The sequence below is a fragment of the Actinacidiphila glaucinigra genome, assembly GCF_900188405.1.
Classification (GTDB): domain Bacteria; phylum Actinomycetota; class Actinomycetes; order Streptomycetales; family Streptomycetaceae; genus Actinacidiphila; species Actinacidiphila glaucinigra.
Window position 1 is genome coordinate 139,355 of the sequence record NZ_FZOF01000005.1, and the last position, 13,023, is coordinate 152,377.

Genomic DNA, 13,023 nt, shown 5'->3' on the forward strand with positions numbered 1-13,023 from the left:
GCACCAACCCCGATCAGGTCGCACGCCGCTCTCCGAGGAGTTGAACGTCCATGAGCACCTCCCGTTCCACCCGCTTCCTTGCCGTCGCGTGCCTCACCGCCGCGGCCGCCCTGACCGCCACCTCCTGCGCCAAGGAGGAGGGCTCCGGCAGCGCCTCCCCCTCCTCCTCCGAGGGCGCCCAGGTCGTGCAGTCCCCGACCGCGGCGGCCGACGCCTCCGGCAGCGGCTGCACCCTGCAGACCTACGGGGCGAGCAAGCTGGACCTCAAGGACGCCGTCGTCGGCTTCTCGCAGTCGGAGAAGGAGGCGAACCCCTTCCGCATCGCGGAGACCCAGTCCATCAAGGACGAGGCGGCGAAGCTCGGCGTCAAGAAGCTGCTCACCACCAACGCGCAGTCGCAGCTGCCCAAGCAGATCAGCGACATCCAGGACATGCTCGCCCAGGGCGCCCAGCTGCTGATCGTCGCCCCGCTCAACTCCGGCGGCCTGGAGCCCGCGTTGCGCGCGGCGGCGGCCAAGCACGTGCCCGTCATCACCATCGACCGCAAGATCAACGCCACCGCCTGCAAGGACTACGTGGCCTTCCTCGGCTCGGACTTCGTCGAGCAGGGCAAGCGCGCCGCCGACCAGATGATCAAGGTGACCGGCGGCAAGGGCAAGGTCGCGATCCTGCTCGGGGCCTCCGGCAACAACGTCACCACCGACCGCACCAAGGGCTTCGTCGACCAGATCAAGGCCCAGGCCCCCGGCCTGGAGATCGTCGCCCAGCAGACCGGCGAGTTCGCCCGCGACAAGGGCCAGCAGGTGATGGAGCAGCTGATCCAGGCGAACCCCGGGATCACCGCGGTCTACGCGGAGAACGACGAGATGGGCCTCGGAGCGGTCACCGCGCTCAAGGCGGCCGGGAAGAAGCCCGGCGAGGACGTCAAGATCGTGTCGATCGACGGCACGCGCAACGCCGTGCAGGCCCTGGCGAACGGCCAGTACAACGGCGTCATCGAGTCCAACCCGCGCTTCGGGCCGCTCGCCTTCGCCACCGCGCAGAAGTTCTTCGCCGGCGAGGCCATCCCCGAGGACGTGATCATCTCCGACCGCGAGTACGACGCGTCCAACGCCAAGAACTCGCTGTCCGGGGCCTACTGAGCCCCCGCGCCTGCCGCCCGGTCCTCCTCCCCGGCCGGGCGGCAGGCCCGCGCCTCCCCGGCCCCCCGCCTCCCCGGCTCCCCGACACCGCGACCCCACGGAAGGCCCGCCATGGCACCCCCCGACGCGGCACCCGCCGCACCGCCGCCCGGTCCGGACGAAGGCCCCACCGCGCCCGCGGTGCTGGAGGCCGTCGGCATCGGCAAGCGCTTCCCCGGTGTGGTGGCGCTCGACGACGTCTCCCTCACCCTGCGCCGGGGCGAGATCCACGCCCTCGTCGGTGAGAACGGCGCCGGCAAGTCCACCCTCATCAAGGTCCTCACCGGCGTGCACCGGCCGGACACCGGCGAGGTACGGCTCGACGGCCGCCCGGTCGCTTTCGCGCGGCCGTCCGACGCACAGCACGCCGGGGTCACCACGATCTACCAGGAGGTCAACCTCGTCCCGCTGATGAGCGTGGCGCGGAACATCTTCCTGGGCCGCGAGCCCAGGAACCGCCTCGGCCTGATCGACTTCCCGCGGATGCACCGGGAGGCGGCGGCGCTGCTCGCGGGCTTCGGCGTCACCGCCGACGTCCGCCACCCGCTGGGCAGCCTCGGCGTGGGCACCCGGCAGATGGTGGCGCTGGCCCGCGCGGTGTCGGTACGGGCCGGGGTCGTGGTGATGGACGAGCCGACCTCCGCGCTGGAGCCGCGCGAGGTCGAGACGCTCTTCCGGGTCATCGGCGACCTCCACGACCGGGGCATCTCCGTCCTGTACGTCAGCCACCGCCTCGAGGAGCTGTACCGGATCTGCGACCGGGTCACGGTGCTCCGCGACGGGCGGCTGGTGCACACCGGCGACCTCGCGGACCTGGACCGGATGCAACTGGTCGCCATGATGCTCGGCCGCGAGGTCTCCGAGGTGCGCAGGCACGGGCGGACCGGTTTCGGCGAGGACCACCACCCCGACCGCGAGGCGGTGCTCACCGCCTCCGGGCTGACCCGGCGCCATGTCCTGGACGACGTCTCCCTGGAGCTGCGCCCGGGCGAGGTGCTGGGCCTGGCGGGTCTGCTCGGCTCCGGGCGCAGTGAGACCGCCAAGGCGCTGGCCGGGGCGCTGCCGCTGGACTCGGGGTCGGTGACGGTCGCCGGGCGGCGGCTGGGCCGCCCCTCCCCCGCCGCCGCGATCCGCGCCGGCGTCAGCCTGCTGCCCGAGGACCGCAAGGCGGAGGGCATCGTCGCGGGCCTGTCGGTGCGGGAGAACATCGTGCTGGCCGCGATGCCGCGGCTGTCCCGGGCGGGCGTCGTCTCGCGCGCCCGGCAGGACCGCGTCGTCCAAGTCTTCATGAAACGCCTGCGGATCAAGGCCTCGGGACCCGAGCAGAAGGTGGGCGAGCTCTCCGGCGGCAACCAGCAGAAGGTGCTGCTGGCCCGCTGGCTCTGCCTGGAGCCGAAGGTGCTCCTCCTCGACGAGCCGACACGCGGCATCGACGTGGGGGCCAAGGCCGAGGTGCAGGCGCTGGTGGACGAACTGGCCCAGGAGGGACTGGCGGTGCTGCTCATCTCCTCCGACATCGAGGAACTCGTGGAGGGCGCGGACCGATTGGTGGTGCTGCGCGGCGGCGCGGTGGCCGGGGAGCTGACCGGCGAACGGGTCGGCGAGGGGGAGCTGCTGGAGGTCCTCGCGGCGCACGCGCCCGCGGCCGGCAGCGGCCCGGACGACGAGGAGGTCCGGCACGATGGCTGAGCTCTCCCCCGCCGTGCGGCGGGGTGCGGTCAGGCTCCCCACCCCCGCCTGGTTCCAGGCGTACGGGGTGTACGCGGCGGTGGCCGTACTGGTCCTGTTCAACGCCGTCTTCACCGACCACTTCCTGACCGGGGCCAACCTGCGGACCCAACTCGTCCAGGTGGCCCCGGTGGTGATCGTGGCACTCGGCATGGCGCTGGTGATCGGTACCGAGGGGGTGGACCTGTCGGTGGGGTCCGTCATGGCCCTCGCCGCGGCCCTGCTCCCGCTGTACCTGGGCTACGGACTGCTGTCCGCGCTGCTCATGGCACTCGCCGCCGGGGCGGTGGTGGGCGCGGTCAACGGCACGCTGGTGGCGGTGGTGGGGCTGCAGCCCATCGTGGCCACCCTCGCGCTCTTCGTGGGCGGCCGGGGGCTGGCGCTGGTCCTGGCCGACGGGCAGCTCAAGCAGATCGCCAACCCGGGCCTGCTGGGCCTGGGCACCGACGACGTCCTGGGCGTCCCCGTGGTCGTGCTGATCGCCGGTGTGCTCGCCCTGCTCGTCGCCGGGGTCGTGCACCGCACCACCTTCGGGCGCCGGTTGGTCGCGATCGGCGGCAACCGCGCCGCCGCCGGGCTGGCCGGACTGCCGGTGAAGCGGGTGCTGATCGGCGTGTACGTAGTATGCGGGGTGCTCGCCGCCCTGGCCGGGGTGCTGGCCACGGCCCGTCTGACGGCCAGTGACCCGTCCACCCTCGGCACCCTGATGGAGCTGTCCGCGATCACCGCGGTGGTGGTGGGCGGCACCCCGCTCACCGGCGGGTCCGTGCGCGTCCTCGGCACGGTCTGCGGGGCACTGCTGATGCAGCTGCTGCGGGCCACCCTGGTCAAGCACGATCTGCCCGACTCCACCGCGCAGATGGCCCAGGCCGTCATCATCCTCGTCGCCGTCTACGTCGCCCGGGAGCGTCGATCCCGATGAAGTCACTCACCACGCCCCGCTCCGCCGGGGCCGCACCGGAGCCGCCCGCGGTGGCGGCGGCCCGCGCCGGGGACCGGCGGCGGCTTGCCGTACTGGTGCAGCGGCAGGGCGTACTCGCCGTCCTGCTGCTGCTGGTGCTGGTCTCCTCCTTCGTCTTCCCGTCCTTCGGAACCCTCGACAACGCGCGGAACGTCACCGTCCAGGCCTCGTTCCTGGCGATCGTGGCGCTCGGCATGACGCTCGTGGTCATCACCGGCGGCATCGACCTGTCGGTCGGCTCGGTCTTCGCGCTCGGCGGCGTCCTCGCCGCGTGGGCGTCGCAGTACGGGATGCTGCCGGCGCTGCTGCTGCCGCTCGCGGTGTGCGGTCTGCTCGGCACCGTGCACGGCCTGCTCATCGCGCGGGCGGGGATGGCCCCGTTCATCGTCACGCTGGCGGGCCTGCTGGCGGCCCGGGGACTGCTGCTGGCCCTGACCGACGAGGGCGCCGACACCTATCTGGTGCCGCACGGTTCGGCCTTCGCGGAGCTCGGGCAGGGCACCGTGGCCGGGTTCGGCCACCCGGTCCTGATCGCGCTGGTGCTGTTCGCCGCCGGCGGACTGGTGCTCCAGCGGACGTCGTTCGGGCAGTCCCTGTTCGCGGTGGGCGGCAGCCCGGACGCGGCCACGCTGATGGGGCTGCCGGTGGCCAGGACCCGGGTGCTGGTCTACACGATCAGCGGGCTGCTCGCGGGCTTCGCGGGGGCACTGAACGCCGCCCGGCTGTCCTCCGGCGTGACCATCATCGGCGTCGGCATGGAGCTGGACGCCATCGCCGCGGTCGTCATCGGCGGCACGCTGCTGGTCGGCGGTGCGGGTTCGGTCAGCGGCACCCTGTGGGGCGTCCTGGTGCTGGCGGTGATCCAGAACCTCATCAACCAGATCGGCTCCCTCAATTCCTCGTACCAATCGGTGGTCAGCGGCGGCTTCCTTATCGTGGTGGTCGTGGCCCAGCGGTATCTCGCGCGGGGTCCGCGCACCACATGACCGTGCCGGTGCCGGTGGACCGCGCGCGGCCCTCCGGCACCGGCCCAACCCGGAGGGAGCGCCGTGGGCGTCAGCCTCAAGGACGTCGCGCAGCGCGCGGGAGTGTCCATCAAGACCGTCTCGAACGTCGTGAACGGCTACCAGCACGTCACACCCGCGATGCGGGCGCGGGTCCAGCAGGCGATCGACGAACTGGGCTACCGGCCCAACCTCACCGCCCGGCACCTGCGCAAGGGCCGCACCGGCATCATCGCGCTGGCGCTGCCGGAGCTCGGCAACCCGTACTTCGCCGAGCTGGCCGGCGCCGTCATCGACGCCGCCGCGCGCCACGACTACACCGTGCTGCTCGACCACACCGCGGGCGAACGGCGCAAGGAGATCCTGGTGACGCAGGGCTTCCGCACCCATGTGATCGACGGGCTGATCCTCTCGCCGATCGAGCTGGAGACGCCGGACCTGCTCGCCCGCACCGACAGCTCACCGCTGGTGCTCCTCGGGGAGCGCGAGTACGACGCCCCTTACGACCACATCGTGATCGACAACGTGGCCGCGGCGCGCAGCGCGGTACGGCATCTGGCGGGGACGGGACGGCGGCGGATCGCCTTCATCGGCGCCCGCAGCGAGATCGCCCGGCAGCCCGCGCACCTGAGACTGCGCGGCTGGCGCGAGGAACTGGCCGCCTGCGGGCTGCCGCACGGCGACGACCTGGTCGCCACGGCCTCCGGGTACGGGCGGGCCGACGGCGCCCAGGCGATGGCCGACCTGCTGGACCGCGGGGCCCGGCCGGACGCGGTGTTCGCCTACAACGACCTCCAGGCCATCGGCGCCCTGCGGGTGCTCACCACCCGGGGGCTGCGGGTGCCGGAGGACGTGGCGCTCGTGGGCTTCGACGACATCGAGGAGGGGCGCTACGGCACGATCACCCTGACCACGGTCTCCCCCGACAAAAAGGCGATCGCCCGCCAGGCCGTCGACTGCCTCGTGCAGCGGCTGACCGGGGCGCCGGACGCCCCGCCGCGCCGCGTGCGGCCCGGCTTCGACCTGGTCGTCCGCGAGTCCACCCTGGGCCGCGGTCACTGACCCGGCCGGCCGCCGGGCGCGGGCCGGTTCGGCGCCGTACTGCCGCGCGTCGAGGCGGAGTTCCGGCGGGGGCCGTACGAACGGCCCTCGCCGGTCGGCCCACGCGACGAGGCCGCCGCGGCGCGCGCACCGGCAGGTGAGCGCGGCTGCCGGCGGCCGGGCTAGGCCGTGTCGTCACATGAGCTCCCCCAGCTACCGCTGGGAGGTGCCCCCACCGCCCGAAGGGCGGGCCCCGCGGTTCCCCCAGCTTGCGCTGGGAGGTGCCCTCAGTGCGGTGCATCGCAAGGCGGAGAGTCGTCCTCGTAGTGGGCTACTCGGACGATTCGACAACGCAGCGTGGGGGCACCTCCCAGCGAAGCTGGGGGAGTGCCGCGGGGTGGGGGCACCCCCGGCCGAAGGCTGGGGAAGGGCGTTGACGACACGACCTAGAGCGTGCCGCCCATCCGGCTGGCCAGTTGGTCGAGGGTGATGCCGTACGGCACGAGGAAGGCCGCGATCCTCCGGTCCTCGACCGGGTCGGGCAGGACCCGCTCGGCCTCGTCGGCGACCTCCGCGAGGCCCGCCTTGCGCAGCATCACCACGAAATGGTCCCTGGTGTACTCCACCGTCACCACCAAGTTCCGGTCAGGGGCCGCCGAGGTCGACGCGCACCGTGGGCGAGGACGGCGACGGCGGCGGGGGAGCCTCCGCGGCGGGAGGCACGACGCGGTCGCCGGCGGCTGAGCCCGTCATCCCTGGCCGTCCCTTCGCGGGTCACCGAGTGCCGGCCGGTGAGTGATCGCCGGCCCACCGCCCCCATGCGAACAATCTACGACGGCCCGTATCGGGGCGCCCTTCCCAGCCTCGGACCTTTCTTTACCTACCGTTCGTTCCAGATTGTGCTAGCCTCCGATGGCAGGCCGGGAAGTACGGCCCGCCAGAACCCCGACATCGCACGGAACGGGAGCACCCCGCGGCCGGCCGCAGGCCGCCCGCGGGCACCCGGAGGGAGCAGACATGTCCAGCCGTCTGGAATCCAAGGTCGTCATCGTCACCGGAGGGACGTCGGGCATGGGCGCGGCCTTCGCCAGGCGCGCCGCGTCCGAGGGCGCGACCGTCGTCATCGGCGCACGCGACAAGGCGCGCGGCGAGGCGGCCGTGGCCGGGATCGCGGCCGCGGGCGGCCGCGCGTCCTTCCTGCCGACGGACGTCACCACGGAGGACGACGTGTCCCGCCTGGTCGACTACGCGGTGACCGAATTCGGCGGCCTGCACGGGGCGTTCAACAACGCCGGCGGCGGCGACAACCAGCGCACCTTCGGCACGACCGACGCCGCCTTCTGGGACCACATGATCGCCACCAACCTGACCAGCGTCTTCTACAGCCTGAAGCACGAACTCCCGGCGATCACCGCCTCGGGCGGCGGGTCGATCGTGAACAACGCCTCGACGGCGGCCGTGGTGGGCGACGCGGGCATGCCGGCCTATGTGGCGGCCAAGCACGGCGTGGTGGGCCTGACCCGTTCCGCGGCACTCGACTCCGCGAAGGCGGGCGTACGCGTCAACGCGCTGGTGACCGGTCTGATCGACACCCCGCTGTGGCGCTCCGCCATCCAGGCGTACCCCGAGATCGAGGACCGGTTCCTGGGGCAGATCCCCACCGGGCGGCCGGGCGCGGAGGAGGACGTGGCCGCCTTCGCCGCCTTCCTGCTGAGCGACGAGAGCAGGTTCGTCAACGGTGCCGCGCTCGCCATCGACGGCGGCTTCACCGCGCGATGAGGACGGAGGCCGGCCGGGAGGCGCGGATCGGCCGCCGGCGAGTCAGCCGAGAGCGTCCAGGGCGGCGTCGACGACGGCCGTCAGCGCCTCCCGGTCGGGGTTGATGGCCCCCATGACCCGCAGGCCGTGCATCGTGACGACGAGGTACCGCGCGAGGTCCCGCGCGTCGCGCTTGCCGGACACCTGGCCGTCCGCCTGCGCCTGTGCGACGACCTGCGCCAGCGCGTCCTCCAGAAGGGCGGTCGTCGACTCCACGTGCGTGGCGACCCGCGGATCGTGGGCGACGCGCTCCATGGCCGCACCGACGATCAGGCAGGCCCGCCGGCTGCCGTCGCGCGCGATCTCGTCGACCGCGGCGACCAGCACCTCACGGAGCAGTTCGCGACCGGGGGCGCCGGAGCGCAGGACCTCGACCAGGGGCAGCGCGTACTGCTCCCGGTAGCGGTCCATGGCCGCCAGGTACAGCCCCTCCTTGCTGCCGAAGGCCGCGTACAGCGAGCCGCGGCCGACGCCGGTGGCGTCCACCAGGTCCTGGACCGACGTGCCCTCGTAGCCCTTGGTGCGGAAGGCGTTCATCGCTGCCTCCACGGCCGTGTCGGTGTCGAACTCCCTCACGCGTGCCATGGGCGGAGTGTACGCCTATCCGGAACGAACAGTCCAGTTTACTCCTCCACCCCCTCCCCCCAGCCCCCCTTCCCCGAGGAGCACGACCATGTCCGACGACACCCCCGCACCCGACCCGCGGCGCTGCTGGACCCCGGCTCCTCCTACGCCTCCGTGGCACTCGCCGAGATCGTCGTCGGCGCCGGCATCGGCACGGCGTTCATGCCCGCCTTCAGCCTGGGCGCCCACGGCGTCGAGGCGCGTGACGCGGGCGTGGCCTCGGCGATGACCAGCACCGCGCAGCAGGTGGGCGGCTCCATCGGGACCGCGCTGCTCAACACCGTCGCCGCCGGCGCCACCGCCGGGTACCTGGCCTCCCACCGCGGCTCCGCCGGACCTGACCGGCCGCTCCCTGGTGCACGGCTTCTCGGTCGCCTACTGGTGGGGCGCCGGGATCCTGGCCCTGGCCGCGCTGATCGCGTACGTCGCCGTCGACGCGGACGGGACGGCGCGGGGGCGGATCATCCGGCGCCGGATCGTCCGGCGAGGGAACACACAGGATCCGGAACTCCAGCACAGGGAGTGACCAGGCCGCCGCGACATCTCCGGGAAGCCCGGCGACCGCGGACACGAAACGTACATATGGGTAATTCTTTTATGGGGCGGACGCACCACGCCGACGGGCCGCCGCCCGGCCGCCGGAGGAGGGTGAGGGCATGGACGCTGCGGGCCCCCCGGCCGCCACCGGCTTCGGGGCGGTGTCGCTCGACACCGTCCTGGCCGGGGCGCTGCGGGACAGCGAGGCGTCCGTGGGCGCGGTCTACCTGCTCCCGCCCGGGGAGCCGGTCCTGCGGCTGGCGGTGCTGAGCGGCGTCTCCCGGCAGACCGCCGTGCCGTGGACGCGGGTGGCGCTGACCGACCACACCCCGGTGGCCGACGCCGTACGCGAGCGCCGCCTGGTGTGGGTCGGCGGCCAGGAGGAGATGGCGCGCACCTACCCCCGTCTCGCGCTGATGCTGCCCTACCCTTTCGCGCTGGCCGCCGCGCCGGTCACGGACGGCACCAGCACGCCGGGCGGGCTGGTCCTGCAGTGGCCCGGTACGCACCCGCCGCACCCGAGCCCGCGGGAGCGGGCCGCGATCGACACCGCCTGCCGCGACCTGCTGGCGCTGCTGCGGAGCGCCGAGGAACAGGGCCGGCCGCTCGCCGCGCCCCGGGAACCGCGGATACTGCCGCCGCCGCGCCCGCGCGCGGCATGGCCGGCCGAGGCGCAGTCGGCGGTGGACTTCGCCGAACGCCTCCCCGGGGGCTGCTGCACCCTGGACCTGGACGGCCGGATCCTCTTCGCCACCACCGAGGCCGGCCGCCTCCTGGGCGCGGACGTCACCGAACTCCTCGGCGCCTGCCTGTGGAAGGTCCTGCCGTGGCTGGACGAGCCCGTCGTCGAGGACCACTACCGGGCCGCGACGATCAGCGGGCAGCCGGCCTCCTTCACCGCCTCGCCGCCCGCGGGCCCTTGCCTGTCCTTCCACCTCTACCCCGGCTCCTCCGGTGTCAGCGTCCGCATCGTCCCCGCCGCCCTCCCCACCGACCCCGCACGGGTGCTGCGCCCCGCGCCGCCCGCCGAACCCGGCCGGGCGGCCGTCCTCTACCACCTGATGCACCTCGCGGCCACGCTCACCGAGGCGATCGGCGTGCGCGACGTCGCCGACCAGGCCGCCGACCAACTGCTGCCCGCCTTCGGTGCCCAGGCCCTGGCGCTCATGACGGCGGAGGACGGCCGGCTGCGGATCATCGGCCACCGCGGCTACCCCTCCGAGCTCATGGAACGCTTCGACGCGGCCCCGCTGACCTCGGACACCCCCGCCGTCCGGGCCATGACCACCGGCGTCCCCGGCTTCTTCCCGACCTTCGCCGAGCTCCGGCGGGCCTACCCGCCCGCCGTCCACCAGGACGGCATGGGTTCCTGGGCCTTCCTACCGCTGATCACCTCGGGCCGTCCCGTCGGCTCGCTGGTGCTCGCCTACGAGCGGCCCCGCCCCTTCACCGACGAGGAGCGCACCGTCCTCACCTCCGCCGCCGGGCTGATCGCCCAGGCCCTGGACCGGGCGCGCCTGTACGACGCCAAGCACCGCCTCGCACAACGACTGCAGGAGGGCCTGCTCCCCCGGACCCTCCCGTGTGTGCCCGGCCTGGACGTCGCGGCCCGCTACCTGCCGGCCGGCCGCGGCATGGGCATCGGCGGCGACTTCTACGACCTCATCCGGCTCGGCACGCACCTCGCGGGCGCGGCCATCGGCGACGTGCAGGGGCACAACGTCAGCGCCGCGGCACTGATGGGGCAGGTCCGCACGGCCGTCCACGCCACCGCGGGCGCTCCGCCCGACGAGGTCCTGGCCCGCACCAACCGCCTGCTCACCGACCTGGACCCGGGTCTGTTCACCAGCTGCCTGTACGTCCAGCTGGACCTGGCGCACCACCGGGCCCGGCTGGCCACCGCGGGCCACCTGCCGCCGCTGCTGCGCCACCCCGACGGGCACGTCGAGGTCCTCGACCTGGCGCCGGGGCTGCTCCTGGGCATCGACCCCCACGCCACCTACCCGCCGACCGAGATCCCCCTGCCGCCCGGCGCGCTGCTCGCCCTGTACACCGACGGTCTGGTCGAGACTCCGGGCGCCGACATCGAGGACGGCATCGCCGCGCTCGCCGGCCGTCTCGCACGCGCCGGGACCGGGACCGTCGACGAGGTCGCCGACGCGCTCGTGCACCACGCGGAGCAGTCACCGGCGCGCAGCGACGACATCGCGCTGCTGCTCATCCAGGCGCGGCGCGAAGGCGGTTGACGCCGCCTGGGCCGTCACCGGGCAGCTCGCCCCGGTGACGGCCCAAGCTCCTCGCGGGAGGGGAATCCCGGTCGTCAGCCGACGCGGCGGGCGGTGACGGCGTTGGCCTCGAAGTCGTAGACGTACCGGTTGATCCGCAGGCCGTCGACCGCCCCGACCCAGATGTGGTCGCGGCCCTTGCCGACGGCGATGGTGTAGATGGTCGCGGGCGAACCGCCGTCGCTGTCGATGGAGTTCTTCAACGTCGTGAAGTTGCACGGGCTGGCCTGGGTGCACAGGGGCGCGAGTTCGCCGCCCGACAGGAACCACTCGCCGTTCGAGACGGTGGCGTCGAGGTAGCCGCTCCACTGGTTGGTCGGCGCGACGGCGGGCGGGACCCACACCAGCGTGGAGTAGGTGTCGCCCGGACGCGAGGCCAGGTTCGGGTTGATCTCGATCCTGATGCCGGGCAGGTTGCGGGTGCCGCCGTAGCTCACGTTCTCCGCCGTCTGGAAGACGTGGAACCCCAGCTTCGTCAGGTCCCGCACGCGGTCGTTGTAGAAGTCGACCTCGTTGCCGAAGTCGACCTTCTCGCTGGGGGGAGTCAGTGAGGTGGAGTCGTCCGACACCGCGAGTCCCAGGCTGCCCCTGCCGTACGGCGGCCTGGCCGCGGACCCCGTCACGCCGTACGAGCCGTAGGGGCCGTCCCTGAGGTCGGCGACGGGGGAACCGATGGTGTTGCGGGCGATGACGCCCCAGTGGTCCGAGCGTATGGAGCTTCCGTCCGCGACGGCGGACATCGATCCCGTGAGCGTCGAGGTGACGATCGTGGCCAGCGCGACGGCCACGAGCGTCCTTCCCCGACTCAAGCCAAGACGAGCCTTCACAGCCCATTCCTTCCGGGTAGCCGAAGGGTCCGATCCGCCGCCTGCGCCGAGGCGTTGAGCGGCACACGGCAGCACGGCAGCACGGCACGACACGACGGCGGCCGGGTCGTGGCCCTTCGCGTTTCAGCAGAACCTGGTGAGTGGTCGTGGATCGTGCGGGGATGCGTTCGACGAGCCTCCGCTACGGCAGGAGCCGTACCCGGGGGAGTCGACCTCGACGTCCTGGGCGAGGAGGACGGTGATGCGACGGCGGAAGCCGTCCCGGAGTCCCCTGGTCCCAGTCGAACCCGCATTGCACAAGACGACCGTTACATGCGGTGACTTGGGCCGCATCCTGGGTGGGCCGTTCGTAGCGGAGAGTACGCACCCGATAATCCACTAGGCGCTTGCCTAACGCATTTAGGTATGCGCATAATCTCTTACGGATGAAGGGAGGCCCGCCGTGCCACGCGTAGGACTCACCGCGGAACGCCTGACCCGGGCGGGCGCGGAACTCGCCGACGAGGTCGGCTTCGCCCAGGTGACCGTCTCGGCGCTCGCCGAGCGTTTCGGCGTCAAGGTCGCCAGCCTGTACTCGCACGTCAGGAACTCGCAGGACCTCAAGACCCGGATCGCCCTGCTGGCCCTGGAGGAACTCGCCGACCGTGCCGCCGAGGCGCTGGCCGGCCGCGCGGGCAAGGACGCCCTGGTCGCCTTCGCGAACGTGTACCGCACGTACGCCCGGGAGCACCCCGGCCGCTACGCGGCGGCCCAGCTGAGGCTCGACCCGGAGACGGCGGCCGCCGGCGCGGGGGTCCGGCACGCCCAGATGACGCGGGCCATCCTGCGGGGATACGACATCCCGGAGCCGGACCAGACGCACGCCGTCCGCCTCCTGGGCAGCGTCTTCCACGGCTACGTCAGCCTCGAACTGGCGGGGGGCTTCGACCACACCCCCGTCACGGCGGAGGCGTCGTGGACGTGGGCGCTGGACTCGCTCGACGCCCTGCTGCGCGAGCGGTCCGCGTCCTGAGGGCG

Annotated in this window: 13 protein-coding genes; 9 read left to right on the forward strand and 4 right to left on the reverse strand. The window is 73.1% G+C overall.

The window, feature by feature from the left end; translation table 11 throughout:
• Window positions 1-50: 50 nt before the first annotated feature.
• The 5 genes from CHF15_RS11770 to CHF15_RS11790 all read left to right on the forward strand — a co-directional run bounded on the left by CHF15_RS11770 (window position 51) and on the right by CHF15_RS11790 (window position 5,936).
• The gene (locus tag CHF15_RS11770) at window positions 51-1,142 is read left to right on the forward strand and encodes an ABC transporter substrate-binding protein (RefSeq protein ID WP_089223675.1); all 1,092 of its coding nucleotides are present in this window, start codon (window positions 51-53) and stop codon (window positions 1,140-1,142) included.
• 111 nt (window positions 1,143-1,253) lie between these two features.
• On the forward strand, window positions 1,254-2,870 hold the full coding sequence (locus tag CHF15_RS11775; RefSeq protein WP_089223676.1) for a sugar ABC transporter ATP-binding protein: 1,617 nt from the start codon (window positions 1,254-1,256) through the stop codon (window positions 2,868-2,870).
• Entirely contained in the window at window positions 2,863-3,831 is a 969-nt protein-coding gene (locus CHF15_RS11780) for an ABC transporter permease (RefSeq protein WP_089223677.1), read from the forward strand. Before CHF15_RS11775 ends, CHF15_RS11780 begins: the two co-directional genes overlap by 8 nt.
• Window positions 3,828-4,856 (forward strand): ABC transporter permease, encoded by a 1,029-nt coding sequence (locus CHF15_RS11785; protein ID WP_089223678.1) that lies wholly within the window; start codon window positions 3,828-3,830, stop codon window positions 4,854-4,856. Before CHF15_RS11780 ends, CHF15_RS11785 begins: the two co-directional genes overlap by 4 nt.
• Before the next feature lie 63 nt (window positions 4,857-4,919).
• Window positions 4,920-5,936, forward strand: coding sequence for a LacI family DNA-binding transcriptional regulator (locus CHF15_RS11790; RefSeq protein WP_089223679.1), 1,017 nt, complete (start codon window positions 4,920-4,922; stop codon window positions 5,934-5,936).
• Window positions 5,937-6,361: 425 nt separating this feature from the next.
• Here the strand turns inward: CHF15_RS11790 and CHF15_RS11795 are convergent, their stop codons facing one another.
• Window positions 6,362-6,541 carry a hypothetical protein gene (locus CHF15_RS11795; RefSeq protein WP_143681552.1) on the reverse strand — a complete coding sequence of 60 codons (180 nt, stop codon included), beginning with the start codon at window positions 6,539-6,541 and terminating at the stop codon, window positions 6,362-6,364.
• A gap of 391 nt (window positions 6,542-6,932) precedes the next feature.
• Here CHF15_RS11795 and CHF15_RS11800 point away from each other — a divergent pair, with 391 nt between their 5' ends.
• Window positions 6,933-7,694: an SDR family NAD(P)-dependent oxidoreductase gene (locus CHF15_RS11800; RefSeq protein WP_089223681.1), complete on the forward strand. Its 762-nt coding sequence runs from the start codon at window positions 6,933-6,935 to the stop codon at window positions 7,692-7,694.
• 42 nt (window positions 7,695-7,736) lie between these two features.
• Here CHF15_RS11800 and CHF15_RS11805 read toward each other — a convergent pair whose 3' ends face one another.
• Both CHF15_RS11805 and CHF15_RS44830 read right to left on the reverse strand, forming a co-directional pair.
• Complete coding sequence (locus CHF15_RS11805) at window positions 7,737-8,318, reverse strand: TetR/AcrR family transcriptional regulator (RefSeq protein ID WP_089223682.1); 582 nt, start codon at window positions 8,316-8,318, stop codon at window positions 7,737-7,739.
• A gap of 143 nt (window positions 8,319-8,461) precedes the next feature.
• A complete protein-coding gene (locus tag CHF15_RS44830; RefSeq protein ID WP_179279750.1) occupies window positions 8,462-8,617 on the reverse strand; it encodes a hypothetical protein in 156 nt (51 codons plus the stop codon).
• A 95-nt stretch (window positions 8,618-8,712) separates the two neighbouring features.
• Here CHF15_RS44830 and CHF15_RS44835 point away from each other — a divergent pair, with 95 nt between their 5' ends.
• A complete protein-coding gene (locus tag CHF15_RS44835; RefSeq protein WP_179279751.1) occupies window positions 8,713-8,883 on the forward strand; it encodes a hypothetical protein in 171 nt (56 codons plus the stop codon).
• A gap of 130 nt (window positions 8,884-9,013) precedes the next feature.
• Window positions 9,014-11,140 carry a SpoIIE family protein phosphatase gene (locus tag CHF15_RS11815; RefSeq protein ID WP_089223683.1) on the forward strand — a complete coding sequence of 709 codons (2,127 nt, stop codon included), beginning with the start codon at window positions 9,014-9,016 and terminating at the stop codon, window positions 11,138-11,140.
• A 74-nt stretch (window positions 11,141-11,214) separates the two neighbouring features.
• Here the strand turns inward: CHF15_RS11815 and CHF15_RS11820 are convergent, their stop codons facing one another.
• On the reverse strand, window positions 11,215-11,967 hold the full coding sequence (locus CHF15_RS11820; protein ID WP_245938787.1) for a hypothetical protein: 753 nt from the start codon (window positions 11,965-11,967) through the stop codon (window positions 11,215-11,217).
• 481 nt (window positions 11,968-12,448) lie between these two features.
• On the opposite strand from CHF15_RS11820, the gene CHF15_RS11825 reads away from it, so the two are divergent.
• Window positions 12,449-13,018, forward strand: a complete 570-nt coding sequence (locus tag CHF15_RS11825) for a TetR/AcrR family transcriptional regulator (protein ID WP_089223685.1) — start codon at window positions 12,449-12,451, stop codon at window positions 13,016-13,018.
• Window positions 13,019-13,023: the final 5 nt, after the last annotated feature.

Excerpts from the sequence above, each read along its gene's own strand:
- CHF15_RS11770 (WP_089223675.1), top strand. The coding sequence starts at position 51 with ATGAGCACCTCCCGTTCCACCCGCTTCCTTGCCGTCGCGTGCCTCACC.
- CHF15_RS11775 (WP_089223676.1), top strand. The coding sequence starts at position 1,254 with ATGGCACCCCCCGACGCGGCACCCGCCGCACCGCCGCCCGGTCCGGAC.
- CHF15_RS11780 (WP_089223677.1), top strand. The coding sequence starts at position 2,863 with ATGGCTGAGCTCTCCCCCGCCGTGCGGCGGGGTGCGGTCAGGCTCCCC.
- CHF15_RS11785 (WP_089223678.1), top strand. The coding sequence starts at position 3,828 with ATGAAGTCACTCACCACGCCCCGCTCCGCCGGGGCCGCACCGGAGCCG.
- CHF15_RS11800 (WP_089223681.1), top strand. The coding sequence starts at position 6,933 with ATGTCCAGCCGTCTGGAATCCAAGGTCGTCATCGTCACCGGAGGGACG.
- CHF15_RS11805 (WP_089223682.1), bottom strand. The coding sequence starts at position 8,318 with ATGGCACGCGTGAGGGAGTTCGACACCGACACGGCCGTGGAGGCAGCG.
- CHF15_RS44830 (WP_179279750.1), bottom strand. The coding sequence starts at position 8,617 with ATGGAGCCGCCCACCTGCTGCGCGGTGCTGGTCATCGCCGAGGCCACG.
- CHF15_RS11815 (WP_089223683.1), top strand. The coding sequence starts at position 9,014 with ATGGACGCTGCGGGCCCCCCGGCCGCCACCGGCTTCGGGGCGGTGTCG.